Origin of the sequence: Caloramator sp. CAR-1, assembly GCF_030546345.1 — a bacterium.
GTDB classification, from domain to species: domain Bacteria; phylum Bacillota; class Clostridia; order Clostridiales; family Caloramatoraceae; genus Caloramator; species Caloramator australicus.
Genome location: NZ_JAUONW010000044.1, coordinates 79,899 through 106,110, shown reverse-complemented (window position 1 = coordinate 106,110; position 26,212 = coordinate 79,899). Strand labels below are relative to the sequence as shown.

At 34.3% G+C, this 26,212-nt stretch carries 25 protein-coding genes, 3 tRNA genes and 1 riboswitch; of the genes, 5 read left to right on the top strand and 23 right to left on the bottom strand.

The window, feature by feature from the left end; genetic code table 11:
• Window positions 1-53 precede the first annotated feature (53 nt).
• From Q3V94_RS12345 to Q3V94_RS12335, 3 genes are read right to left on the bottom strand one after another with little or no spacing between them, the layout of a single operon-like run.
• Window positions 54-2,216, bottom strand: a complete 2,163-nt coding sequence (locus tag Q3V94_RS12345; protein WP_303528135.1) for a Tex family protein — start codon at window positions 2,214-2,216, stop codon at window positions 54-56.
• Complete coding sequence (locus Q3V94_RS12340) at window positions 2,213-3,283, bottom strand: sensor domain-containing diguanylate cyclase (RefSeq protein WP_303528132.1); 1,071 nt, start codon at window positions 3,281-3,283, stop codon at window positions 2,213-2,215. The genes Q3V94_RS12345 and Q3V94_RS12340 overlap by 4 nt, the downstream gene beginning before the upstream one ends.
• A 15-nt stretch (window positions 3,284-3,298) precedes the next feature.
• The gene (locus tag Q3V94_RS12335) at window positions 3,299-4,234 is read right to left on the bottom strand and encodes a magnesium transporter CorA family protein (protein ID WP_303528130.1); all 936 of its coding nucleotides are present in this window, start codon (window positions 4,232-4,234) and stop codon (window positions 3,299-3,301) included.
• Between the two features lie 286 nt (window positions 4,235-4,520).
• On the opposite strand from Q3V94_RS12335, the gene Q3V94_RS12330 reads away from it, so the two are divergent.
• The gene (locus Q3V94_RS12330; protein ID WP_303528128.1) at window positions 4,521-5,906 is read left to right on the top strand and encodes a M28 family metallopeptidase; all 1,386 of its coding nucleotides are present in this window, start codon (window positions 4,521-4,523) and stop codon (window positions 5,904-5,906) included.
• A 24-nt stretch (window positions 5,907-5,930) separates the two neighbouring features.
• On the opposite strand, the gene prfB is transcribed toward Q3V94_RS12330, so the two are convergent.
• From prfB to Q3V94_RS12295, 7 genes are all read right to left on the bottom strand, one after another.
• A protein-coding gene (gene prfB / locus Q3V94_RS12325) for a peptide chain release factor 2 (protein WP_303528125.1) occupies window positions 5,931-7,041 on the bottom strand; the annotation gives its coding sequence in 2 pieces (ribosomal slippage) (window positions 5,931-6,962 and window positions 6,964-7,041; 1,110 coding nt in all).
• Between the two features lie 12 nt (window positions 7,042-7,053).
• Complete coding sequence (secA, locus tag Q3V94_RS12320) at window positions 7,054-9,552, bottom strand: preprotein translocase subunit SecA (protein WP_008907765.1); 2,499 nt, start codon at window positions 9,550-9,552, stop codon at window positions 7,054-7,056.
• Window positions 9,553-9,642: 90 nt separating this feature from the next.
• Window positions 9,643-10,176, bottom strand: a complete 534-nt coding sequence (gene raiA, locus Q3V94_RS12315) for a ribosome-associated translation inhibitor RaiA (protein ID WP_008907764.1) — start codon at window positions 10,174-10,176, stop codon at window positions 9,643-9,645.
• A gap of 456 nt (window positions 10,177-10,632) precedes the next feature.
• The gene (locus Q3V94_RS12310) at window positions 10,633-11,253 is read right to left on the bottom strand and encodes a ComF family protein (RefSeq protein WP_008907763.1); all 621 of its coding nucleotides are present in this window, start codon (window positions 11,251-11,253) and stop codon (window positions 10,633-10,635) included.
• Window positions 11,254-11,270: 17 nt separating this feature from the next.
• Window positions 11,271-12,863 carry a hypothetical protein gene (locus Q3V94_RS12305; RefSeq protein ID WP_008907762.1) on the bottom strand — a complete coding sequence of 531 codons (1,593 nt, stop codon included), beginning with the start codon at window positions 12,861-12,863 and terminating at the stop codon, window positions 11,271-11,273.
• Between the two features lie 10 nt (window positions 12,864-12,873).
• Window positions 12,874-15,090: an ATP-dependent RecD-like DNA helicase gene (locus Q3V94_RS12300; protein ID WP_303528118.1), complete on the bottom strand. Its 2,217-nt coding sequence runs from the start codon at window positions 15,088-15,090 to the stop codon at window positions 12,874-12,876.
• Between the two features lie 9 nt (window positions 15,091-15,099).
• Window positions 15,100-15,618: a hypothetical protein gene (locus tag Q3V94_RS12295; protein ID WP_303528114.1), complete on the bottom strand. Its 519-nt coding sequence runs from the start codon at window positions 15,616-15,618 to the stop codon at window positions 15,100-15,102.
• A gap of 128 nt (window positions 15,619-15,746) precedes the next feature.
• Between Q3V94_RS12295 and Q3V94_RS12290 the strand changes: the two genes are divergently transcribed.
• Window positions 15,747-16,976: an MFS transporter gene (locus Q3V94_RS12290; protein ID WP_040305667.1), complete on the top strand. Its 1,230-nt coding sequence runs from the start codon at window positions 15,747-15,749 to the stop codon at window positions 16,974-16,976.
• 206 nt (window positions 16,977-17,182) lie between these two features.
• Complete coding sequence (locus Q3V94_RS12285; RefSeq protein WP_303528111.1) at window positions 17,183-17,734, top strand: hypothetical protein; 552 nt, start codon at window positions 17,183-17,185, stop codon at window positions 17,732-17,734.
• 33 nt (window positions 17,735-17,767) lie between these two features.
• Here the strand turns inward: Q3V94_RS12285 and Q3V94_RS12280 are convergent, their stop codons facing one another.
• From Q3V94_RS12280 to Q3V94_RS12245, 8 genes are all read right to left on the bottom strand, one after another.
• A complete protein-coding gene (locus Q3V94_RS12280) occupies window positions 17,768-18,145 on the bottom strand; it encodes a hypothetical protein (RefSeq protein WP_008907756.1) in 378 nt (125 codons plus the stop codon).
• A gap of 128 nt (window positions 18,146-18,273) precedes the next feature.
• Complete coding sequence (locus Q3V94_RS12275; RefSeq protein ID WP_008907755.1) at window positions 18,274-18,420, bottom strand: YvrJ family protein; 147 nt, start codon at window positions 18,418-18,420, stop codon at window positions 18,274-18,276.
• A 10-nt stretch (window positions 18,421-18,430) separates the two neighbouring features.
• Window positions 18,431-18,646, bottom strand: coding sequence for a DUF2922 domain-containing protein (locus Q3V94_RS12270; protein WP_008907754.1), 216 nt, complete (start codon window positions 18,644-18,646; stop codon window positions 18,431-18,433).
• A gap of 41 nt (window positions 18,647-18,687) precedes the next feature.
• A complete protein-coding gene (locus Q3V94_RS12265; protein WP_008907753.1) occupies window positions 18,688-18,912 on the bottom strand; it encodes a DUF1659 domain-containing protein in 225 nt (74 codons plus the stop codon).
• A 114-nt stretch (window positions 18,913-19,026) separates the two neighbouring features.
• Complete coding sequence (metK, locus tag Q3V94_RS12260; RefSeq protein WP_008907752.1) at window positions 19,027-20,217, bottom strand: methionine adenosyltransferase; 1,191 nt, start codon at window positions 20,215-20,217, stop codon at window positions 19,027-19,029.
• 123 nt (window positions 20,218-20,340) lie between these two features.
• A riboswitch (SAM riboswitch) is annotated at window positions 20,341-20,443 on the bottom strand.
• 286 nt (window positions 20,444-20,729) lie between these two features.
• Window positions 20,730-20,815 (bottom strand) — tRNA-Tyr (locus Q3V94_RS12255).
• Between the two features lie 3 nt (window positions 20,816-20,818).
• Window positions 20,819-20,893, bottom strand: a tRNA-Thr gene (locus Q3V94_RS12250).
• 5 nt (window positions 20,894-20,898) lie between these two features.
• Window positions 20,899-20,974 (bottom strand) — tRNA-Val (locus Q3V94_RS12245).
• Between the two features lie 248 nt (window positions 20,975-21,222).
• Between Q3V94_RS12245 and Q3V94_RS12240 the strand changes: the two genes are divergently transcribed.
• A complete protein-coding gene (locus Q3V94_RS12240) occupies window positions 21,223-21,963 on the top strand; it encodes an ATP-binding protein (RefSeq protein WP_303528107.1) in 741 nt (246 codons plus the stop codon).
• A 10-nt stretch (window positions 21,964-21,973) separates the two neighbouring features.
• Here the strand turns inward: Q3V94_RS12240 and Q3V94_RS12235 are convergent, their stop codons facing one another.
• Window positions 21,974-22,153: a hypothetical protein gene (locus Q3V94_RS12235; RefSeq protein ID WP_008907750.1), complete on the bottom strand. Its 180-nt coding sequence runs from the start codon at window positions 22,151-22,153 to the stop codon at window positions 21,974-21,976.
• Window positions 22,154-22,270: 117 nt separating this feature from the next.
• Here Q3V94_RS12235 and yyaC point away from each other — a divergent pair, with 117 nt between their 5' ends.
• The gene (yyaC, locus tag Q3V94_RS12230; RefSeq protein WP_008907749.1) at window positions 22,271-22,816 is read left to right on the top strand and encodes a spore protease YyaC; all 546 of its coding nucleotides are present in this window, start codon (window positions 22,271-22,273) and stop codon (window positions 22,814-22,816) included.
• Window position 22,817: 1 nt separating this feature from the next.
• Here yyaC and Q3V94_RS12225 read toward each other — a convergent pair whose 3' ends face one another.
• The 4 genes from Q3V94_RS12225 to spoIID form a co-directional block, all read right to left on the bottom strand.
• A complete protein-coding gene (locus Q3V94_RS12225; protein WP_008907748.1) occupies window positions 22,818-23,846 on the bottom strand; it encodes a rod shape-determining protein in 1,029 nt (342 codons plus the stop codon).
• A gap of 78 nt (window positions 23,847-23,924) precedes the next feature.
• The gene (spoIIID, locus tag Q3V94_RS12220) at window positions 23,925-24,179 is read right to left on the bottom strand and encodes a sporulation transcriptional regulator SpoIIID (protein WP_008907747.1); all 255 of its coding nucleotides are present in this window, start codon (window positions 24,177-24,179) and stop codon (window positions 23,925-23,927) included.
• 114 nt (window positions 24,180-24,293) lie between these two features.
• Entirely contained in the window at window positions 24,294-25,091 is a 798-nt protein-coding gene (locus Q3V94_RS12215; RefSeq protein WP_303528102.1) for a M23 family metallopeptidase, read from the bottom strand.
• Window positions 25,092-25,157: 66 nt separating this feature from the next.
• The gene (spoIID, locus tag Q3V94_RS12210; protein WP_008907745.1) at window positions 25,158-26,210 is read right to left on the bottom strand and encodes a stage II sporulation protein D; all 1,053 of its coding nucleotides are present in this window, start codon (window positions 26,208-26,210) and stop codon (window positions 25,158-25,160) included.
• Between the last annotated feature and the right edge of the window lie 2 nt (window positions 26,211-26,212).

Below are 26,212 nucleotides of genomic sequence, written 5' to 3'. Positions count from 1 at the left end.
TAAAGTTATCGGAAGAAATATACAATAATTAATAGTCCGAGAAAACTCCCGGACTATTCAATATTCTTCATAGAAAGGGCTATTCTTTTTCTTTTAATATCTACATCTAAAACCTTAACCTTTACGATATCTCCAACCTTAACAACTTCCATTGGATGTTTTATAAACCTATTGGAAAGTTCAGATTTATGGATGAGTCCATCCTGATGGACTCCTATATCTACAAACACACCGAAATCGGCAACATTCCTTACAGTTCCCATAAGAATCATGCCGCTTTTCAAGTGTTCCATCTCCATAACGGAAGACATAAATATTGGTGGTGGAAGCTCCTCCCTTGGATCCCTTCCAGGTTTTTTAATCTCCTTTATTATGTCCACAAGGGTAGGAACACCGCAGTTTATCTTTTTTGCAATTTCCTCTACTCCACCGTTTTTTTCAACAAGTTCTTCAAGATTAGATAGGTTTCTTAACTTCACATCCTCAATATTAAGTCCTAGTATATTTAAGAACCTTTCACAAGCTTCGTAGGATTCTGGATGCACGGCAGTATTGTCAAGGGGATTTTGGCTCTCTGGGATTCTTAAAAATCCTGCACACTGTTCAAAAGCCTTTTCCCCAAGCCTTTTAACCTTTAAAAGCTGTCTTCTATCTGTAAATTTTCCATTTTGTTCTCTGTTTTCCACTATGTTCTTTGCAATAGCAGCGTTTATACCTGAAACATAGGAGAGCAAAGATACCGATGCCGTATTTAAATCAACTCCAACGTTGTTTACAACATCCTCAACAACACCCTTTAAAGTTTCATCAAGCCTTTTTTGAGAAACATCATGCTGGTATTGTCCAACGCCGATGGATTTTGGGTCTATCTTTACAAGTTCTGCCAAAGGATCCTGAAGCCTTCTTGCAATGGAAATAGCACCCCTTAAAGAAACATTAATATCAGGGAACTCTTTACTTGCAAGCTCAGATGCAGAATAAACTGATGCCCCAGCTTCAGAGACAACTACATAGTAAAGTTTTTTACCGCTTTCCTCTTTTATCTCCTTTATAAGCTCCGATATAAAAACTTCAGACTCCCTTGATGCCGTCCCATTGCCAAGGGATATAATATCAACATTATGTTTATATATAAGCTCCTTCATTATTTTTTTGCTTCCCTCAATGTCATTTTGAGGCGCTGTAGAATATACCGTTGCAGTATCTAAAAGCTTCCCTGTCTCATCTACAACAGCAACTTTGCATCCGGTTCTAAATCCAGGGTCAAAGCCTAAAACAACTTTTCCCTTTACTGGCGGCTGCATAAGAAGGTTTCTTAAATTCTCTGCAAAAACCCTTATTGCCTGTTCCTCTGCCTTTTCTGTTAAATCGTTTCTTATTTCCCTCTCAATCGAAGGCTCAATAAGCCTTTGATAGCTATCCTTTATAGCCCTTTGCAGAATCTCCTTATCCCTTTCACGCTTTATTATTTTTTCCTCAAGATATGCCAGTATTTTTTCGACAGGAGCTTCTATCTTTACAGATAAAAATTCTTCCCTTTCACCTCTGTTTATTGCCAAAACCCTGTGGGGAAGTATTGATTTTACAGATTCTTTATAGTCATAATACATCTCATATGGTGAAGTTTCATCCTTTGTAGATTTTGTAATAATTATTCCTTCTCTAAAGGTTATATTTCGAATAAATTTTCTGTAATCGGCATTATCCGATATTTCCTCGGCAATAATGTCTAATGCCCCCGATATCGCATCTTCTATTGTTAGAATACCCTTTTCGCTATCGACAAATCCTTGGGCAATTTTATAAATTTCCTCATCATAGCTTTGAGAAATAATAATATTTGCTAAAGGTTCTAGTCCCTTTTCTTTTGCTATGGTAGCCCTAGTTCTTTTTTTAGGTCTAAAGGGCCTATATAAATCATCAACCTCCGTTATTGTCTCCGCCCTTTCAATTGCCTCCTCTATTTCCTTTGTAAGCTTTCCCTGTTCTCCTATCAGCCTTTTTACCTCTTCTTTTTTTGCTAGGAGGCTTCTTAAGTAACTAAGCCTATCATAAAGCCTTCTTAATGTTATATCATCAAGTCCACCTGTAACTTCCTTTCTGTATCTTGCAATAAATGGAATAGTGTTGCCTTCATCAATAAGTTTAACAGTATTTTGAACTTGTCCTTGACTTATATTGAGCTCCTTTGAAAGTATGCTTATTATGTCCATCAAACCACCTCAAGTTTAAATTTCCTTTTTTCTTTATACATATCATTGTCAGCCTTAAGTATCACGTCATCTAAGCAATTACACATATCAGAGTCACAATATCCCGCACTAAACTTTATAGTAATGTCGTCTATAGGATTTGATTTTAAATATTCCCTAAATATATTAATTTTTTCTTTAAGTTCATCTATACCTTTAAAATTTATTATTGCAAACTCATCCCCTGCATATCTAAATGCTATAGAATCATTAGAAAAATATCGCTTTAATGCTGCAGCAAAATATTTAAGGACCTCATCCCCCTTTTTATGTCCAAAGGTATCATTAATCCCTTTAAAATCGTTCAAATCGATAATGCAAAATGCAAAATATTTTCTACTAGATAATAAATTCTCAATAATTTCCTCTAAACTTCTCATGTTGTAAAGCCCAGTCAGGTAATCAATCTTCAATATGTTTTTCAAATCATCCATAAGCTTTGCAATTTTTATAGCTGCTTCTAATTGGGTAGTTATATATTTAATCACTTTGATATCATTCTTATTGAAGGCATCTTCTTTTCTTCTATTATCAACATTTATAACTCCAAAAAACTCCCCATCAACATATATTGGAGCAGACAGGGTAGCACTTATATTTAGGCAATCATTTTCTAATAATTTTTTATAACTTTCCTTATGCAAATTATTATCATCAAACTTCCTTGGATTTTTAATAATAGCAGGTTCAGTTAACCTTGTTGACTTATAAAGATAAAGCTCTTCCTTTTTAAGATTTATTTTTTTCAAAATCTCAATATCAAATCCTTCGGCAGCCTTATATTCTAACACACCCTTATCTTTGCTATAGATCAATATGCTTCCAGTCTCTGCGTTCTCAATAAGGTCTATCGTATACTTCAAAAGTTTTGGATAAATGCTGTCAAGGCTTTCAAAGTTTTCAAGTTCGCTTGCAACCTTTAATAAGGTTTCATTGGTTTTTAATACCTTAATATTTTGCTTTTTTAAATTAATAGTCCTAATCAAAAAGATGATACATAATAAACTTAAAGAAATATTTAATAATTCCATAACCCCCCGACCTTTCTAGAACATATCCTTCTTGGCAAGGATATAGGTAACAAGTGCTGAAATAGCACAAGTTATTAATATTACAATATAAAATCCATAGGGATGTTTAGCAAAGGGAACAGGAACGTTCATTCCAAAAAATCCAGATATAACAGTTGGAATAGAAAGAACTATGGTAATAGATGCTAAAAACTTCATAACTATATTTAAATTATTGGAAATAATCGAAGCAAAGGCATCCATAGTTCCACTTAAAATGTTGCTGTAGATGTTTGCCATTTCAATCGCCTGTTTATTTTCTATTATAACCTCTTCTAAAACATCCTGATCCTCTGGATATTTCTGCATTATTTCAAGTTTTAACATTTTTTCTAATGTAATTTCATTGGATTTTAACGAAGTTGAAAAATATACAAGGCTTTTTTCTAATGAAAGAAGCTGAATAAGCTCTTTATTTTTCATGGATTTATGAAGCCTTGCCTCAATTATATGGCTTGTTTTATCAATCTGCTTAAGATAACAAAGATAATATGATGCCACCTTATAAAGTATTTGAAGTATAAATCTTGATTTTTTAAAGGTAAAAAAGGATTTTACTTTATTTGCAAGAAAATCGTCGATTACTTTATTTTCCTTTAAGCAAATGGTGACTATAACATTGTCGTTTAAAACAATACCTAAAGGTATTGTATAATACTGAAGGGATTTTTCCTTAACATCCATAATAGGAATATCGATGATAACCGAAATCTGTTCACCGTCAACTTCGATTCTTGAACTTTCCTCCTCGTCAAGGGGTGCCCTTAAAAATTCTATCAAAAGGCCTGTTTTTTGCGAAACGTATTCAAGTTCTGTCTCCGTTGGATTAGTAAGATTAATCCAGCATCCCTTTTCGATGCTATCGATTTCAAATGTCTGTCCTTCCAAATTGGTTTTAAATATTTGCAGCATATTTCCACTCCCTTCCTGAGCCTATTTAGGCTCAGGAAGGGCCTAAATAGGCTCTATGTTAAATTAATGCAACTGACGGGTAAATCTTCCATATAAAACACCTCATCACAAAAAATTTTTATCCATTTTTACTTTACATCATTGCAAGAAAAAAAACAAGTTTAAATTTATCCATATAAATTCACACAAAAATCACAGGGTTATCAACATATTTATTCACAAACTGTTGATAACCCTGTGGATATTGGAATATAATAGAAATATATGTAATTAATGGGGTGGTTCTGTGAAAAAATTAATTGGAATTATAATGGCCTTCTTTGTCCTTTTCCAATCCATTGTGTTTGCAACTCCCTTTAACTCCCAAAACGTTTTTAACCTAATAAAGGAACTTTCTAACGAAAAATATCGCGGACGATTATCCGGTGATATAGGAAATGAATTAGCCTGCGATTTAGTAGCTGAAAAATTTAAAAGGGCTAATTTAATACCAATAGGAGATAATAAAACCTACTTTCAATCCTTCTACGCCTTTGTTCCCTTCATTAACGGCAAAGCAAGTTTTAAAGTATATGATGGTAATAAACTTATTAAGGAATATGTTTATGGAACCGATTATAAAGAAGTAATATATGGTCTTTCAATTGGAGGAGAAGTTAAAGGTAAAATTTATTCCGATGACTCTAAAAGGGGAGATATATTCATTGCCATCGATAGACCCTTTGAATCTAATTCTACATACGATTTTGATAAAGGGCTTTTATCAAAGGGTATAAAGGCGATAATCTATATATCAGATAATAGAATGGATTTCAAAAGCACCTATAAGTTTCAAAATGAATACAAAGAAGGCCTTGTAAAAATCGTATTAGACAATAAATATTTTGATGAAATACTTAAATTTCAGAAAAAAGGATATACCTTTGTGATAAAAAGCCCATTAGAATTTAAAAAGGTTAAAACAAAAAATGTCGTTGCAATGAAAAGGGCATTAAAAAAGGAAGGCTACCCATTAATTTTTACCGCCCATATCGACCATGTAGGATTTGACGCTATAAATAGAATTTATCCTGGAGCCCTTGATAACGCATCCGGTGTTGCCTTTTTAGTGGAGCTTGCCAACTTCTTTAAAGACAAATATACCAGTAGAGACATTATATTCGTTGCCTTTAACGCCGAAGAAGAGGGACTTTTAGGATCATACTACTTTGTAAATCATTCCCCTGTTCCTTTGGAAAATGCTGAATGTATAAATTTTGATATGATCGGCACTAAAAAGGATATCCCTCTAACTGCATTAAAATCTGTATACTCATTAAACAGGAGCGATTCTATCGATGCTTTTCTTAATAGTCATAAGCTAGGTAGAAGTTATGAAGACAATAGCGATCACGTTCCCTTTAACCTTAAAAATATAAGCGCAGTTACTTTCATCCACGATGATACGGATAAAATTCACACTCCCTATGATACAATTGAAAACATTAGCGTCGATAAAATAAACGAAGCCTTCTTAGTAGTTGATGATTTTTTAAAGGCAAGGAAAGTTTTTATAGAAAAGAGCGAAATAATAGAGAATAGATATGTAGTTTATATGTTAACTTCAATATTTTTAATCGTGTTTGTTTTTATATATTCTTCTGTTTCAAAAAAGGAAAAAACCATATCATAAAAAATAGACCCGGAATATCCGGATCTATTTTTTATTTTCCATCTTTAAATATGCATTTATAAAATCGTCGATTTCTCCATCCATAACAGCTTGAATATTTCCAATTTCAACTCCAGTCCTATGATCCTTAACAAGGGTATAGGGCTGGAATACGTAACTTCTTATCTGGCTTCCCCAGCCTATTTCCTTTTGCTCTCCAGTAAGATCCTCTATCTTTTCCTTTCTTTCCCTTTCTTTAAGCTCAATTAGCTTTGCTTTTAGCATCTTCATTGCCATTTCTCTATTGGAGTGTTGACTCCTTTCGCTCTGGCAGGAAACTACTATTCCAGTTGGAAGGTGGGTTATTCTAACGGCAGACTCAGTCTTGTTAACATACTGCCCGCCTGCCCCGCCGGAGCGGAAGGTATCTATCTTTATATCCTCATCCCTTATTTCTATATCCTGATCATCGGTAATTTCAGGTAAAACTTCAACAGAAGCAAAGGATGTATGCCTCTTTCCTGCAGCATCGAAGGGTGAAATTCTTACAAGTCTATGAACACCCTTTTCAGCTTTTAAATAACCATAGGCGTATTCCCCTTTTATCTCTAATGTTACGCTCTTTACTCCTGCCTCATCACCTGGTAAAAAGTCTACGGTCTCTACTTTATAACCTTTGCCTTCCGCCCATCTTGTATACATTCTTAAAAGCATAGAAGCCCAATCACAGGCCTCTGTTCCACCTGCACCAGCATGGATAGTTAATATAGCATCATTTTTATCGTATTCTCCAGAAAGCATCGTCTCTATCCTAAAGGCTTCTATATTTTTTTCAAGGTCGTGCCTTTCTTCTGCGATTTCATCAAGATGAGAGTAGTCCTCCTCTTCATCACAAAGCTCAATTAAAACCTCAAGATCCTCCACTCTTTTTAAAAGGCTCTCATATCTTTCTACTTTATCCTTTAGGGATTTTGCCCTTTGAACTATCTTTTGAGCCTCCTCAATGTTGTTCCAAAAATTAGCATCCTGCATCTTGGTTTCTAATTCTTCAACTTCCTTTTTGAGCCTTGGGATGTCAAAGAGAAGCCCCCACTTCTTCTAGGATTCTTTTCATTGGTTCAATTGCTGAATAATGTTCTTCAAATTGAATGTGCATCCTATCGCCTCCTTATACGTTTCTTCCACAACAATTTTTATATTTTTTACCGCTTCCACATGGGCATGGATCGTTTCTTCCTATTTTTTCTGATTTTCTAACAGGCTGCTTTTTAACAGAATCATCATAGTTCGTTGAAGTAGGCTCTGCTACCCTTTCCCTTTCAACCTTTCTTTCAGGTTTTACTCTAAACAGGAATCTTAATGTATCTTCTTTGATGCTATAGATCATCTCATCAAACATATTCATACCTTCAATTTGATATTCTTGAACAGGGTCTCTATGCCTATACGCTCTGAGGCCTATTCCCTGCTTTAGATGTTCCATAGCATCTATGTGGTCAATCCACTTTGTATCAACAGTCCTTAGAAGAACAACCCTTTCGATTTCTCTAAAAATATTTTCTTCAAATTCCTTTTCCTTTTCCTCATAAGCTTTATTAATTGTATCTGTAATTTTTTCTAGGATTTCATCCTTTGAAAGAGGATCTAACTGCTGTTCGCTAATTTTTACCATAAATACGTCTTCAATATATCTTGAAAGTCCCTTAAGATCCCATTCTTCCCTATGCCTGTCATCAGTTACATGGGCATTGACTATAGATGTAACAACATCTATGATCATACCCTGTATGCTGTCCTTTAAGTTTTCTCCCTCTAAAACCTTTTTCCTTTGGGAATATATTATTTCTCTTTGTCTGTTTAAAACATCGTCAAACTGCAATAGGGATTTTCTTATTTCAAAGTTGTTTGCCTCAACCCTCTTTTGGGCCTGTTCTATTGCATTTGTAACCATCTTACTTTCAATAGGCTCATCATCAGGAAGACCAAGCTTTGATACTATATCCTTTATCCTATCAGAACCAAAGAGCCTCATCAAATCATCTTCTAAGGAAACATAAAATCTTGAACATCCTGGATCCCCTTGACGGCCAGCACGTCCTCTTAGCTGGTTGTCTATTCTCCTTGATTCGTGCCTTTCAGTTCCTATTATTTTAAGTCCTCCAAGTTCAGCAACACCCTCACCAAGTTTTATGTCGGTTCCACGACCAGCCATGTTTGTTGCAATGGTTACCATACCTCTTTCTCCAGCATGGGCAACTATTTCTGCTTCCTTTTCATGGTATTTTGCGTTGAGAACCTGATGATGAATACCCCTTTTCTTTAACATGGTTGATAGCATTTCTGATTTTTCTATGCTTATCGTTCCAACTAGAACAGGCTGCCCGGTTTTATGGGTTTCAACTATTTCTTCAACGATGGCATCAAATTTTGCCTTTTCTGTCTTATATACAACATCCGGATGGTCTACTCTAATCATAGGCCTATTTGTTGGAATTACTATAACATCAAGTCCGTATATTTCTCTAAATTCTGCCTCTTCGGTTTGGGCAGTTCCTGTCATACCGGCAATTTTTTCATATAGTCTAAAGTAGTTTTGGAAGGTAATAGTCGCAAGGGTCTTTGACTCCCTTTCTATTTTAACTCCTTCCTTTGCTTCAATTGCCTGATGAAGACCATCTGAATATCTTCTTCCATACATTAATCTTCCGGTAAACTCATCAACTATAATAACTTCACCATCTTTTACTACATAATCGATATCCCTTTTCATAAGGGCATGAGCCTTTAGGGCTTGAATTACATGGTGCTGTATCTCCATGTTCTCTGGATCTGCATAGTTTTCAAGATTAAAGAATTTTTCTGCTTTATCTATACCGCTTTGGGTTAATGTAACTGCATGTTGTTTTTCGTCAACTTCATAATCTTCATCCTTTTTTAATGTCCTAACAAACATGTCAGCAACTTCATATAGCCTTGTTGATTTTTCACCAGCGCCAGAGATAATAAGAGGAGTTCTAGCTTCATCTATAAGGATTGAGTCAACTTCGTCGATTATGGCATAATGAAGATCCCTTTGAACCATCTCTTCTTTGTATATAACCATGTTATCCCTTAAATAGTCAAAGCCAAATTCATTATTAGTTCCGTAGGTGATGTCACAATTATATGCCCTTCTTCTTTCCTCTGCATCAAGGTCATGGGTAATAACACCAACAGTAAGCCCTAAAAATTCATATATCTTACCCATCCATTCCCTGTCACGCTTTGCAAGGTAGTCGTTTACAGTTACAACATGAACACCCTTTCCAGTTAGGGCATTAAGGTAAGCAGGTAAAGTTGCAACTAATGTTTTTCCTTCACCTGTCTTCATTTCAGCAATTCTTCCTTGATGAAGAACGATGCCACCTAAAAGCTGAACTCTAAAATGCTTCATTCCAAGGGTTCTCCAAGCAGCCTCCCTAACAACTGCAAAGGCCTCTGGCAAAATGTCATCGAGGGTTTCGCCCCTTTGAAGCCTTTCCTTAAACTCGAAGGTCTTATTCCTAAGCTCTTCATCTGAAAGACCTTCCATAGTTTTTTCAAGGCTTTCTATTTTATCGACTATTGGCATTAGCCTTTTAATTTCCCTTTCACTGTGGGTCCCAAATATCTTTTCTAAAAGTCCCATCCTACCACCTTCCTTTAAAGCAATACTAATATTTTAACATATTTTAATTAATTTAACAATCAAAAGAAATAAGGCACGATTAATCGTGCCTTATATTTCTGGCTCTATTATACCGTAGTTACCGTCCTTTCTTTTATAAACCACATTGACCTCTTCTGTATTTGCGTTTCTAAATACAAAGAAATTATGACCTAAAAGCTCCATTTCAAGTATTGCCTCTTCGACATCCATAGGCTTTACTGAAAACCTTTTTTTCTTAACTATCTTGCCCTCTTCATCCTCATCGTAATCCCTATATTCAGGTATATCTAAGAATTTCAGTGTTTCTCCATTGTGAACCCTCTTTTGTAATTTAGTTTTATGTTTGATTATTTGCCTTTCTATTTTTTCAACTACATTATCTATGGATGTATACATATCACCGCTTGATTCTTCGCCCCTTAATATCATCCCGTTAAATGGTATTGTAACCTCAATTATCTGCCTATTCTTTTGAACTGATAAAGTAACATGTGCCTCCTGTTCTGGACTAAAATACTTTTCAAGCTTGCCAAGCTTTTTTTCTACAACATCCTTTAGAGCATCTGTTAAAACTATGTTCTTTCCCGTAATCATAAATTTCATAAGATCTACCCCTTTCAAGTGGTCTAAGGGAAAAATTTCTTATTTTAATTTTAATATTTTCTGAAAATTTAATCAAGCCTTTTTTACTAAAGTGTGAAAAATGTTAATATGTTGATATTTATCTGTGGATAATGTGGACAAATTTGTGCATAACTTGAATTTCAAAGGGTTTTTATCAACAATTAATGTTAATATCTTTTTATATTTTGTGCAAAAATATAAAAAGAAATACAAAAAGGATATGGCATTGATTAGCTGACCTGGTCTTTGCCCCCACACTCGCCTGCTGGGAGTTTTGCTTAAGGTGTATGCCTCTCACTAATCCTCCTCTCGGTTTTACCGGCAGGACTTACTTCTAAGCCGCACCATGCTCATCAGACTTTGTCTGACTTACGTGGGTCGTTTCGCCTGCGACTGGCATCGACTTTCAACCACAGACCTAATCATGCCATATCCTTATGACGCAAAGGTCAAAACTATTACTTTTTTAGCCTTACACTTTTTTAAGGCTTCGGATGCATAATGGGCTGTTGCCCCGGTTGTAAATACATCATCCACAATAAGAATTGTTTTCCCTTGAAGGTCCTCGTTACAATCAAAAACCCCCTTAACATTATACCATCTATTTTCATCTTTGAATAGTGTTTGAGACTTAGTATCTTTTATTTTTTCTATGCAATCCTTAAAAGGAATAAACGTGAGCTTTGAAAGTTCCTTTGCAATTAAAAGAGCTTGATTATATCCCCTTAGTTTCAACCTTTTCTTGGAAATTGGAATTGGAACAATAAGATCAAATTTTATTTTATTCTCATCTATTGTATCCTTCATAAAAAACGCTATAACTTTGCTCAGTTCAACTTTTTCTTTATATTTCAATCTTCTTACTATGTCCTTAGCTACCTTGTCATACTTAAATACAGAATATACCTCATCAAAGGCTACCTCTATAGGATAAGCATATACAACACTTTTAGATAATTTAATTTTTAAAATCTCCGTATAACAGAAGGTGCAAAGTCCAAATTTTTCTTCTTGAAGTCTTCCACAGTTTAAACAATATTTTGTTTCAGGAAACAAAATATAGAAAAGGGCATCTATTGCTTCACAAACCCCTTTTCCCAGGCGGCTTTGTTTAAACTTCTTATACACTTTTTGGCTAAAGAGATCCCCTCCGTTTCATTTTCGGCAACAAATAAAACCTCCCCAACTTTTTTGTTTTTCCCAAGGGATGCAAGGGCAGATAGATAAATTAAAATTTCTTCGTTATAACAGTCATCATGGGCATTTAAAACTATAACGTTTACATTTTCTGAAAAGTTTTTAGAAATACTAAAATCGCTGGTTAAATATATCCTTTTTGTTCCCTTCAAAAACGTTAAAAAATCGCTTTTTGACTCAATTTGATTTTTATTTATACCCTCCATTATAAGGTAATTCAATATTGTTGATATTTGCATCCTCTTAGGGATAAAAACTATTGTTTTGCTTCCATCCTTGATTGACCATCTTAAAGTATCTAAAGCAAGATCAGGAAGATAAAATCCCTCCCTTAGAACCTTTGATATCTCAACCCTTGGTTCAGGAATTAGATGGTTGCCATGAGAATAGGGCAAAAATGTAATTTCAAAGCTAAGTTCTTTATATCTTTCGGGATTTATACAAGCTACTATAAACTTCCCCTTGTCCTTGCAAGCCTTTTTTGCCGCAAAGTGCAGCAATTTCTCTTTATTAAATGCCCTATAAATATCGTTCAATAAAACCAAATCAAAGGCTTTGTAAAAAGGAACATAATTAGATTTGTAGGATATAACTATATCGTTATTTCTAAAATCTTCAAATTTATCATGAATTATTGATATTTTTTTGTTGTAAAAGGTCGATTTTAAATTTTCTAATGCTTCATATGCCTCATTAAAGCTTGTTATATATAGGACCTTACCACCAGTTTTCAAAATTTCGGAAAAGGAAGGGTAAAGCATATCTAAACTAAATGAATGGGGAGCTGAGAAAATAAGCCCATTATTTTTCTTGGATTTTATAAAATCTAATAGATCAAGGGCGATATCTTCCTTTACGTCCTTTAATTTTGGAAATTTATATCCTAAACCTTGTCTTAATGAGAAATTATAGTTATCTGCAGCATAAATCAATAGATCCGATTCTTTAAAATTAAATTGGCAGCCTTCGCAAACCCTCCTTCTGCAGAAATTACAATAAAGTTTTTCTCCTTCTTCTCTAAAGGCAGGAAGAATTGAAACTCTTCTTTCACAGTATAATACCTGTAATATATCAAGCAGATAATCATATTGATAATATCTTTTAAAATAATCGATGATATCATTTAAGGTTAAAACTCTACCTATAATTTTACCCTCCACAAATTCTATATCTTCCTTTGATGGTAGAACATATCCTGAAGATATTTTTTTATATTCTGCCTTTAGACTATTTTTTTTAATCTCCTTTTTCACTAAAAAGTCAGTATTTTTTATTATTTTATCAAGCATAGATGTTTTATTTATTTTATCAATAATGCTCTTAGCCCTATCAATTGAAATCTTACCTAATACTTCAAAGGATTCAATATTTCTTGTCCTTTTTAAAATTTCGTGGTCTATATACGGATTAAAGGAAAAATCATATATAGCCCCACCCGTCCCCTTGGCTTTATACAAATAAACCTCCATCGGATCACCTCTATTTAATTGACGAAATAACATCTATTATTCTGTTTTTTAGACCAGAAAATCTATTAAAGGTTTTGTCGTTTGAGATCATAAAGCTTAGGGCTTGTTTCATCCCGACAAGCACCACAAGTTTCTTAGCCCTTGTCACAGCTGTATATATTAAATTTCTCGTCATAAGCATCGGTGGCCCAAAGGAAACTGGAACAACTATTACAGGAAATTCGCTTCCTTGACTTTTATGAATTGTTATGGCATAGGCTAGATCCAGTTCATCAAGATTTGAAAAATCATACACCACCCTTTTATCATCGAAGGCAACAGTCACCTTTTGTTCCTCATCGTCTATTTTTTCTATAAAACCTATATCACCATTAAAAACTCCAACCCCCTGACCATCTATCGAAAAATCCCCTTCCCATTGTAGACTATAGTTATTTTTGGTTTGCATAACCTTATCGCCTTCTCTAAAAATCATGTCCCTAACCTCTTTTTCTGCCTTTTTACTCGAAGGAGGATTTAAAATCCTTTGAAGCTCTTTATTTAAATTCAACACTCCATTTTCTCCCTTTCTCATAGGAGATAAAACCTGTATATCCTTTAAGGGGTCAAAGCCCTCCTTAAAGCTTGGCAGCCTTCTGTCTACAAGATTTAAAATCTCTTCTAAGATATCTTGAGGATTGTTCTTTTGAATAAAGAAAAAATCTTTATCCTTTTCATTAAGAAAAGGCATCTCACCATTATTTATTTTATGTGCATTTATAGCAATAAGACTCTCATTTTTTTGTCTAAATACTCTATTTAATCTAACAACTACAACACCCTTGCTTTCTATTATATCCCTTAAAACATTTCCAGGACCGACAGAAGGGAGCTGATCTACATCCCCAACAATAATAAGCCTTTTACCCATGTCGATGGCCTTTAACAAACTATTCATAAGGAGGATATCCACCATAGAGGCCTCATCTACTATGATCACATCCTGATCTAATGGATTATACTCATCCCTTGCAAAGCAAGGACCATTTTCAGATTCTAAAAACTCCATCTCAAGGAGCCTGTGAATAGTTTTTGCTTCTTCTAAAGTAGCCTCCGTAATTCTCTTTGCAGCCCTCCCTGTTGGAGCACAAAGGGCAACCTCAAGACCCTTTTTATTAAAAATTTTTATAATACATTTTATTATCGTAGTTTTCCCTGTGCCAGGACCTCCAGTTATTACGCAAACACCATTCGATACTGCCTTAATTATTGCCTCCCTTTGTTCATCAGCTAATTTAATATTATTTTCCTTCTCAAAATCCTTAATCTCCTTATCTATCCATTCAAGATCTTCTTTAATTGTTTGAAGGGATAATTCTATAAGTTTTTTGGCAACCTTAAGCTCAGCAAAGTAATAAGGTGATAAATAATAAACTTCTTGATTATCTATATCATCCCTTACAACATCCTTAGACTCAATAAGGCTTATAATCTCATTTTCTATAAGCTCATAGGGGATGTTAAGTAGTTTATAGGCCTCCTCCAAAAGCTCCAATTTAGGAAGATAAACATGTCCGTTTGATATGCAGTTTGCAAGGACATATTTTATTCCTGCCCTAATTCTATATTTTGAAGTTAAATCTATCCCAATGCTTCGTGCTATTTTATCTGCCGTTTTAAATCCTATTCCATTTACCTCATCACAAAGTCTATAGGGGTTTTCTTTGACGACCCTTATTGTTTCATTGCCATATCTTTTGAAAATTTTAATCCCTAAGTTTGTTGAAATACCATAGCTTTGTAGGAAAATAAGGACATTTCTTAATTCTCTCTGTTCGTTGAAAGCTTCAGAAATCCTTTGGGCTTTTTTTTCTCCTATTCCGTCAACTTCTGTTAACCTTTCCGGGTTCATTTCTATTATCTCTAAAGTGTCTTTACCAAACTTTTCTACAATTTTTTTAGCAGTTACCGGACCTATTCCAGGAATAAGCCCTGATGCCAAATATTTTTCTATGCCTTCTATGGTATTAGGCTTAACCTCTTCGTAGCCAGTAAGCTTAATTTGTTGTCCAAAGGTCGGATGAACTACCCACTCGCCTGAAACCTTTATCCTAATTCCTTCGCTAATATAGGGCATTGTTCCTACGACTGAAATGAGCTCATTATTATGTCTTAACTTGATAACTGTATATCCATTTTCTTCATTTCTAAAAACTATATTCTCAACTAAGCCTTCTATTTCTATCATTCTCATCACCTATTCCAAAAGCTTTTTAAGATAGAGTATCTCATTTAATATAAAAGCAATATCCCCCTTTGTCGCAGGGGCGTTAAAGTCAAATTTATCTAATTTAATTTTATCACAAAATTCCTTTTCTAGAGTTTTAACTAATTTTGTCCTTTTAATAACAGACCTATAGCTTTCTATAAAAAAAATTTTTTGTCCATCTTTTAAAAGGATTTCTCCTTCTTCTATTTTATCAATAAAATGAAAATTAATATAGCCATAAACTTCATCCCTTGACGTCCTGGGTTTTCTAATTTTTATTGGAAGTAAGATTTCCTTTTCATTTAATACAAGAGGAATAATGTTCTTTTGATTTAACACTTTTCTACATTTTCTTCTAACCTCTTTAAAATCCAGCATTCTTTCTTTAAATATGTTTTTGAGCATATTGGAAAGTTTTATATAAACAATTCTTTCTCCCTTTTCATCCTTTACCTTGCAAACATCCCCTACTCCCTCTAAATAGAAAGGCAAGATATATATAAGCATGATATCAACCCCTTCCATTTTATTACAAGAAAATTATAATACGAACATTTGTTCGGTGTCAAATTTTAATTTTTCTTTCAATTTTTTTAATTTTTTGTTATAATCTTTATGGGGATGGGGGTGTTATATTGTCTAAACTAAAAAATAACTTTTTCCTTAATAATTTAAACGGAGTTTTGCAGGTCATCGCAGTGAATTTAGTTACTTCCTTTGCAGGACTGTTTTTAAAAAGATTAAATGCAAATGATGAGCTTGTCTCGCTTTTTAATTCACTTCCAGCTTTTTTCAGTATCCTTGCGATATTTATAGGTGGAATTATTTTAACAAATACAAAAAACAAAAAGCGAACAACATCCTTCGCTTTTTTAATAACGAGGTTTTTTTATATTTTAATCGCACTTGTTCCCTTTTTACCTGATAAATTAAGGCCAATAGCCTTTGTAATATTATACAGTGCAATGAATTTTCCAAATTCTATTGCAGTATTTTTATGGCAGTCTTTCCTCGCAGACATATTTCCACCTGGAGATAGGGAGGCAAGTTTAGCATCAAGAAACAGCATTGCAACAATAGCAGGAACTGCAACAACTCTTATAACAGGATTTTTATTAACTTCTCTTTCAAGGAATAAATCCCAGCTTATAACCTTTTATCAAATAGCCTTTGTTATAGCCTTTTTTATTGGAATAATCGAGGTTATAACTTTATTAATGCATAAAGAGAGAAAAAATGCTGCCTATGCAGAAGTTTCAACTAACGGTAATAAAATATCTTTAGATTTTTTGATAAACCTTCCAAAACATAAGGAATATTTTGTTTTTATAATCTGCGTCATTATTTTTCATTTTACATGGCAAATGGCTTGGCCACTTTTTTTAACCTATGAGGTAGATTATCTTAAAACGAACGAGATGTGGGCAGCCATTATATCGACTATAAACGGAATTGCAATGGCATATGGATATAGGTTTTGGGGACGTTTTTCTAAAAATAACGGCAATTCTGCTGCAATAACTATTGCCTCATTAGGCATGGCCCTTGCACCCTTTTTCTATTCTATATCTACCAAAATATATCATGTTACATATTTTGTTGCGCTTACAGGCTTTAGTGTATCAGGGGTTATGCTACTTCTTTTAAACTCGTTATATGAGGTATCCCCAAGAGAAAATCGAACCTCCTTTATTGCCTTTTATAATCTTGTAACTAATATAACTTTAGTAATTTCCCCTTGGATAGGAATGAGATTATCGCATTTTACAGGAATAAAAAATGCCTTTCTGATAGTAGGATTTTTAAGAATACTTTCTGGATTAACGTTTCTTATAAGGCATAAAAAACAGCAAGTTGAAGCATAAAAATACTTAGGATCTTTAAAAAGTTTTTAGTTAGCCCCGTGAAGGATACCATGACATTCAGTTATTTCACTAAGCAATTCTAATTGCTAAAGCTTATGAAAGATTGTCTTTTAAATCCTTATGGGGTATTTCAAATTTTTAACAAAAAAGGAATTATCTGCAATCTGATAATATATACTTCTGTTATTTTTTTAGGAGGGATTTTTATGTTTATTTTAGGTATAATTCTTATACTTTTAGGCTCGGTAATAATATACAAAAAATCATTTCTGTGTAAATATGAATTTTTTAACTTTATTTTTCTTCTTTTAACTCTTTTGACTTCTATATCATTTGAACAAATTAGAGCTAAAATAGCATTTATTATAGTGATGTTTGTTTTTGGACTTTTGTTACACTATGACTATGGGGATAAGGTTATAGTTAAAGGAAAATATATAGTTTTTAACTTGCCTCCCAATGACATCCTAGATATTCTAAGTAAAATTTTAAAAGAACAGCAAATTAATCATAATGTTCATAAAAATTCAATCATAATAGAAGAAGAAAAAAATAAATGGACAATCAAAGTTAAACCCAAGGTATTCGATTTAACGTCTTTATATTTAACAGATATATATAATACCCCCTTATATAAACTTATAGTAGAAAAATTAAACAGTTCGTTAAAAGGATATAAAACTAAACCTTTTTCAAAGTTAGGCTTAATTTTAACGGCTTGGGGACTAATGTTCGCTATGATTTACTTATTTTCTTAAAAAAATGAAGGAGAAAGGATTTCCCCTCCACCTTTATTGGAAATTAATATATGTTAAAAAATATGCACCATCATTAGAGCCATGTCTTACGTATTTATAGGTGCATATCACATTAAATGTATCTCTTGTTAAATTTACGAGTATTGCATCAATGTTATTATCTTTATTTATTAGATTCTCTGAAATTACACTCGTCAACAATGTTGATGTAATCCCTCCCAAAAATGCAAATAAATTATTTGTTGACATTAATAACACTGTAACCAAAGTCGTTGCAATAACATTAACCCAATCTTCTTTTGCTTCATAATAGTTTCTAATTACTTCTACTTCTTTTCTTGTTAAAGTTGCATTTACAGTAATTACATTCTTACTTGCTTTGCTTGGAGGACAATATATTGCTATAGCCATTAAATCTCACCTTCCTAAATTCAAATTTACTTTAAACTGCAAAGTCAATTTTCAATAGCTAGAAATTTTTATGTTTTTTAAAATGATTTGATATCTATTAAAGATTAAGAGTGGGGAAAACCCCACCCTTAATCCTTAATCGACGCAATTGTTCTCGATAACTCATTTATGCTCTCGGAAAGTTTCTCCAGTTTACCCTCCACCCTAACTAGGAGGTAAATGGATAAAACTATTGGAAAGCCTAAATTGGCTATCTGGTTTAAAATACCATCCATATTATCACCCTTATCTTACGGCATAATCAGTAACATCCCTTGAAATCACGCTTGCCCCCATTATTGAAACTAAATTTCCGCCTGTTGAATCAAATATGTTTTTTGCTAATATGAGCTGCATTAAATTTCTTATTTCCTCCGTCGTTATTCCATCCTTAACATAAGGGATGTTTATTGAAACATTTCTACCAGCTGTATTTTGGAAAACCATCTGTAAAGTCTTCATCAAAATCCCCCCTTCTTTAAGTATTAAAAAGGCCATTCCCATTAAGCATTAATAAGCTGTGATACGTCTTGTCTTACAACGTTTTGAATTGGTCCTTCAAGTAATGTTTCAATTGCTGCAACAACATCAAAAACGTCCTGATCTGCTGCAGTTGGTTTTACCCTTCTTAAGGTTACAGCCCTTTCGATGTCATTGCCGTTTTGGTCAACCCCAAGCTTTACCCTAAAAACAACATTTGAAGTAACCTTTACTGCTGTAACTGCCATCTCTCTCACCTCCTAACAAATAAATAGGGACGGTTCTTAATTTTTTATATAATCAAAAAATTAAGAACCGTCCCCAAAAAATAAACTTAGGTGCCAGGCACCTAAGTTTAGGTTTTACATCATTTCCGCAACTATCTTCTTGATTTCTTCTACTTTATCAAGTCTTTCCCATGGAAGGTCAAGGTCTGTTCTTCCAAAGTGTCCATAAGCTGCAACTTGTCTATAGATTGGTCTTCTAAGATCAAGATTCTTTATAATAGCAGCTGGTCTTAAGTCGAATACTCTATTTACTATTTCAACAATCTTATCATCTGGAAGCTTTCCTGTCCCAAATGTTTCGACTTCAATTGAAACTGGTCTTGCAACTCCTATTGCATAAGCTATTTCAATTTCAAGCTTATCAGCAAGTCCTGCAGCAACAAGGTTTTTTGCTACCCATCTTGCAGCATATGCAGCTGAACGGTCAACCTTTGTTGGGTCCTTTCCTGAGAAGGCACCGCCACCATGTCTTCCGTATCCACCGTATGTATCAACTATTATCTTTCTTCCTGTTAAGCCTGAGTCTCCGTGTGGTCCACCGATTACGAATCTTCCTGTTGGGTTAATTAAATATTTTGTATTTTCATCTAAAAGGTTAGCAGGAACAACCTTTCTTATAACATGTTCTATAATGTCTCTTTCTATTTGTTCCCTTGTTACTTCTGGGCTATGTTGTGTTGAAACAACTATTGTATCTACTCTTACTGGTTTATCATCATGATATTCAACTGTAACTTGAGTCTTTCCATCAGGTCTTAAATACTCCAAAGTTCCATTCTTTCTAACTTCAGCAAGCCTTCTTGCAAGCTTGTGAGCAAGTGCTATTGGAAGAGGCATGTATTCTGGTGTTTCATTGCAAGCAAAACCGAACATCATACCTTGGTCTCCTGCTCCAATAGCTTCTATTGCGTCCATTTCTCCCTTTTTAGCTTCAAGAGCCTTGTCAACGCCCATTGCTATATCTGGTGATTGTTCGTCTATTGAAGTTAAAACTGCACATGTATCTGCATCAAAACCATACTTAGCTCTTGTATATCCTATTTCTTCTACTGTCTTTCTTACTATCTTTGGAATATCAACATAGCATTTTGTTGTTATCTCTCCCATAACAAGAACCATACCAGTAGTTACTGCTGTTTCGCAAGCAACTCTAGCTTCAGGATCCTGTGCAAGTATAGCATCTAGTATCGCATCTGAAATCTGGTCACACACTTTATCTGGATGACCCTCTGTAACTGATTCTGAAGTAAAAAGTCTTTTTACCATTCTAAAACCTCCTTTTTTAAAAATCCTACTTTTATATTATTTTTCATTTTTGACTATTTTTATAAGCTCTAAACATTATGTATTAAAAAAAGCCCCTTCTGACAAGAAGAGGCTTAATACTCGTCCTCATCTCCCAGAATGTTTCCATTCTGCAGGAATTGGCACCTTGCTTTATGCAGGTTGCCGGGTTTCATCGGGCCCGTCCCTCCACCTCTCTTGATAAGGAAAACCTTATCATATTTAATTTTAGCAAGAACTATCTCCACTCTTTGAAAGGGTGGCTTCGTGGTTAAGATAACTTTTGTTACCAGATTCTCCACGCTCAAAGGGCTGTTCCATCCCCAACAATACCACTATGTGGTTGGTTTAGCTTGGATTTCGCTATATAATTATTTTATATTTTATATTTTTTTAAGTCAAGAGACCTTCATCACCCACACAGAAGTGGCGACTTCTGCCACTGATTAGTTAAAATTTAATACAAATAAAAAGACGCTTTAAAGCGTCTTTTTTGGTGGAGCGGGGTGGATTCGAACCACCGAAGGCGTCTGCCAACAGATTTACAGTCTGCCCCCTTTGGCCGCTCGGGAACCGCTCCATGTGGAGCCGGCTATAGGACTCGAACCTACAACCTACTGATTACAAGTCAGTTGCTCTACCATTGAGCTAAGCCGGCATACCTGGTGGGCACCACAGGGCTCGAACCTGTGACCCTCTGCTTGTAAGGCAGATGCTCTCCCAGCTGAGCTAGGCGCCCACGCTTTATTTTGTTTTCCCGTCGCTCACCAGCGACATTATTAAGTATACATAAGATTACTCTTTTTTTCAACGCTCATTATTTATTATTACACTAAATTATATCTTTTATACTCACATTATCTCTTTATATCTCTTGTTTTCTCCTATATATCATAAAAAATTTTAATCAGGATTAAAATGCTTCTTCACAGGAAAGCATAAATACTGATATATTTTATATATATAGGTCTCAAGGCGGTGGTAATTATGCAAAGAATACTTGGTAGATTAAGAAAATGTATTCAGGAGTTTAATATGCTCCAAAATGGTGATAGGGTTGTTGTTGGGCTCTCAGGTGGAAAGGATAGCACTCTTCTATTATACGCCCTTTCCCTTTATCAAAGGTTTAGTCCACAGAAATTTGAACTAGGTGCAATAACAATAGATATGGGACTTGAAGGGATGGACCTTACCCCTCTTATAGAATTTACTGAACGACTTAATGTCCCCTATAAAATAGTTCAAACTGATATTGCTAAAATAGTATTTGATATAAGAAAGGAAACAAATCCTTGTTCTCTTTGTGCAAAATTAAGGCGAGGTGCTTTATACAACTCCGCAAAGGAAATGGGATATAACAAAATAGCCCTTGCCCATCATGCAGATGATGCAATAGAGACCCTTTTAATGTCCTTATTCTTCGAAGGCAGAATAAGCACCTTCTCGCCAATAACATATTTTGAAGATAAAGACATTTATCTAATAAGGCCCTTTGTTTATCTATATGAAAAGGATATAAGAAGTGCTGTAAAGAAAAATAATGTCCCTGTAGTAAAAAATTTATGTCCTGCCAATGGTAAGACCCAAAGGCAAAGCATAAAGGACCTTATATGGCAACTCCAAAAAACTATTCCTGATATTAAAGATAACATGTTGGGTGCTATTGAAAATATTGAAGAACTTAATATATGGGATAAGGAAAAATTGAGAAGTTTATGTAATAAATAGGGCAGATGCCCTATTTAAAATTAATATTCACATCATAATAATTATCGAAAATGTATCCTGCTTCGTCTTCAATTGTGTTTTCATCATAATAAAACACACCTTCTACTTTTTCCGCCTTTAATGTAAATATAGAAACTAAAGTCATAAAAGTAATTATAATAACGATGATTATATTAAAATACTTTTTCAAGTTATCACCCCTCATAGCTTTTTCTTTATTATTTTTTCTTAAAATAGCAAAAAATATACAACCTCCAGTAATAAATGTTTCTTTAAGTCTGTATATATGAATTGAGGGGGTGGTTAGTTGAGATCTTCAAACTATGATACCATAGTGGCGGTAGTAAATTATAAGGAAGAAGGTGCCAAAGAGGCATTAGCAGAATATCTATCAAATTTTTTGAGGGATAATACACTGATAGTATGCATAGGAACTGATAAATGCATAGGAGATAGTTTAGGACCACTGGTTGGCACATTTTTAAAAGAAGCTAATTTCCCACTGCCTGTAATAGGCACACTTCAAAACCCTGCCCATGCTGTAAATTTAGAAGAAATACTTTGTGATATTAGCTGCCAATACCCAAATTACTTCATAATAGCAATAGATGCATGTTTAGGATTTGAAGATAACCTAGGTGATATTCAAATAAAATTAGGTCCTGTTCATCCAGGAAAAGGAGTAGGAAAAAATCTTCCGACCGTTGGGGATATATCAATAGTCGGAGTTGTTGATTCTATAGATATTAAAGATGGTTATTGGTTAAAAAATATCCGATTAAACTTTATATGGGATATGGCTAAAATTATCTCAGAAGGTTTAATTTTGGCTGCAAAACAAAAAGGCATGTAACTCATGCCTTTTTAGCTGCTTTTCTTGGTCCCTCGTCTACTAAATAATCTAAATAATCTAACGAGATACCTGTTCCCTTTGCAACGCAAGATATAGCATCCTCAGCAACTTTTACAGGAACCTTTGTTCTTTCTTGAATATATTTATCAAGTCCCCAAAGAAGGGATCCTCCCCCTGTCATAATTATTCCATTGTCGCTGATATCAGCCGCAAGCTCTGGAGGAGTTTTTTCAAGAACCTGATGAACAGCATCAGTGATAGCTTCAACAGGCTCCGATAGAGCAAGCCTTATCTCTTCAGAGGTTACTAAGATATTTTTAGGAAGGCCGCTTATTAAATCTCTTCCCTTTATTTCCATTGAAATATCCTCGTCCCTTTTGTAGGCACAACCTATGTTTATTTTTAATTCCTCCGCAGTTCTTTCTCCAATCATTAACTTATACTTTTTCTTCAAGTATGAAATAATCGCATCATCAAATTTATCCCCAGCAACTTTTATGGATGATCTTACAACGATTCCACTCAAGGAAATTACTGCAATATCCGTTGTTCCACCACCTATATCAACTATCATACAACCATTAGGCTTTGAAATATCAACACCTGCACCTAGTGCTGCCGCAATTGGCTCCTCGATTAAATAGACTTCCCTTGCTCCGGCATTATAAGCAGCATCCTTTACGGCTCTTTTTTCAACTTCTGTAGCTTCACATGGAATACATACAACTACCCTTGGCCTTAAAAGTTTTTTACTACCATAGGCTTTTTTTATAAAATGCTTTAGCATCTTTTCTGTTGTATCATAGTCTGATATAACTCCATCCCTTAAAGGCCTAACTGCAACTATATTTCCTGGGGTTCTTCCTATCATCTGTCTTGCATCTTCTCCAACAGCCAATACTCTATTTGTGTTTTTGTCAAGAGCAACTACTGATGGTTCTCTTAGAACAATCCCCTTTCCCTTTACATAAACCAAAACACTAGCAGTTCCCAAGTCTATTCCCATATCATTACTACCAAACCAGAACATATTTTCACTCCCTACCTATATACTGCAATTATAATATTCGATAAAAATTTGCAAAATCCTTCTTGGTAGGGAAAAATTTTATGCATTTGCTGATTTATATTTCAATTTTGTTGCCTTTCCTCCCCTTATATGTCTTTCTGCCTTATTTATTTCTAAAATCTCCTTTGCTTCTTTTGCTATCTGAGGATTGATTTTGGGAAGTCTTTCTGTAATATCCTTATGAACGGTGCTCTTGCTAACCCCAAAGGCTTTTGCAGTTTTTCTTATGGTTGCTCTAGTTTCGATAATATATCTTGCAACTTCCAAAACCCTTTCTTCTATATAGTCCCTCATCTATTAACCTCCCTTTTACACCTTAATTAAATATATGTCCTTGAAAAATCAATTATTTCTAAAAAAAAGAGCGCTTGCAAAACCTATGGCAATTCTGCAAGGCCCTTTGGAAAATTACTTTATATAGTCAAGAGGGTTAACTGTAACTATGTCTTTTCCTTGCTTTTTAATAACTGCAAAGTGAATATGACATCCTTCTATGCTGCTTGCTTCTCTAATGGATGTATCCCCAACAAATCCTATAACATCGCCCTTTTTAACTTTATCTCCCTTTTTAACCTTTAACTCTTGAGCAAGATTGCCATAGACGGATTGAATACCATTGCCATGGTCTATGATTACAGTAATTCCATATCCAGTTTTTAAATTTAATCCTTCAATAATCTTATCATCAGTAATAATATCAATAACCTTTCCATCTGCAGCAGCCTTAACTTCTGTTCCGATATCAGCAGCTATATCGATACCCTCATGGGTCTCCCATTGCTGCAGAGTTACAGAATATTGAAGATTTTCTTTGTCAAAATTCTTTGTAATCTCGCCCTCAACAGGCATAATCATTTTAAATGCTGGGGCTGGATTTGAAGCCTTTGAAGAAGCCTTTTCATTATTGGGCTGCCCTTTATCTGTTTGAGTTTTATTATCTTTATTCTGAACAGTTGATTTTGGAACCTGAGCAACTTGCATTTCTTTTATGTTTGATAATTTCTCTTCAACTAGCGTAGGCTCATTATTTGGTTCAGTAATCTTTTCTTCTGTTTTAATTGGAGCCTTTGCAAGGTCTTTACTAATTTTTGCATTATTCCTTGAAACATAAACTGCTGCAACTGCTACTACACACAAACAGATAAAGAGCACAACATAAAACATTTCTCTTTGAAGCATTCTTTTAAAATTATCTTTAAATCCCATAATTACACCTCCTGTAAAATAGTTTTGTCCAAATAATCCCATTTTATACATGCAAAAATAAAAAAGTTAGGGTTGTTGCCCTAACTTTAATACATCTTCAATTTTTTGAATTTCAACTCCTCTATAATAATGTTTAATTATATCTTCATAACTATATCCTCTTTTACCCATTTGGTTTGCTCCCCACTGACTCATTCCAACACCATGCCCATACCCTTTAACAGTGAAGGTTACATTTTTAGTGTCTATTTTTATCGTAAAGGCAGCACTTTTGAGCCCCATCGCCCATCTTACATCGATTCCTGTAAATTCTTTATCTCCTATCTTTATCCTGTTTACTCTCCCCCCTTCAGTCCATTCAAGTATCTTTATCTGATTTGCCAATCTACCTTCACTTAAATTGATATTGGGACTTAATTCCTTCATCCTCCTTATAAACTCTTTTTTACTCATAACTACTGTTGTTATATAGTTTGGAGCAACCTCCTCATAGGGGCTTTCAACGCTTACCAAATAGGGCTCTTGATAACCAAATACATATCTACTATCCTCTGTTTTGCCCCCGCTTGTCGAATGGTATTTAATATGCTTTGCTATTTCTCCATTATATGTTATAACAAGCCCTTTGGTAGATTCTACTGCCTCCATTATTTTATTCCAGTTTTCTAAAGCACTATTAGCATCCCATAGCTTTAATCTCTCCTCCTTTGAAATCCATGCTTGGCAGTGGACATCGCTGCACACATCAACCCCTTGATGTTTATTACAACCACTTCCTCCTAAAGATATCATATTTGCTATAACAAAGGTTCTTGCTGCAATTGCCTGTGCCTTTAATGCCTCAATATTAAAAGATACGGGCATCTCAGCTGACACTACACCTGCAACATAATCCTCAAGATCAAGCTCTATTACTTTATTGTTTTTTACATCAAACATCTTAACCTTTATATTTGAATCTATCTTTGCTATCTCCTTAACATTGTTATCCGTTACAATAGGGAACTTATTCAATATTACAGGTAGTTTAATTCCTTCTCCTACTCCGCCCAATATAGTAACAGGAACAAATATGACTATAAAAGCTACTAAAAATACAAAATATCCTATGTATTTCAATT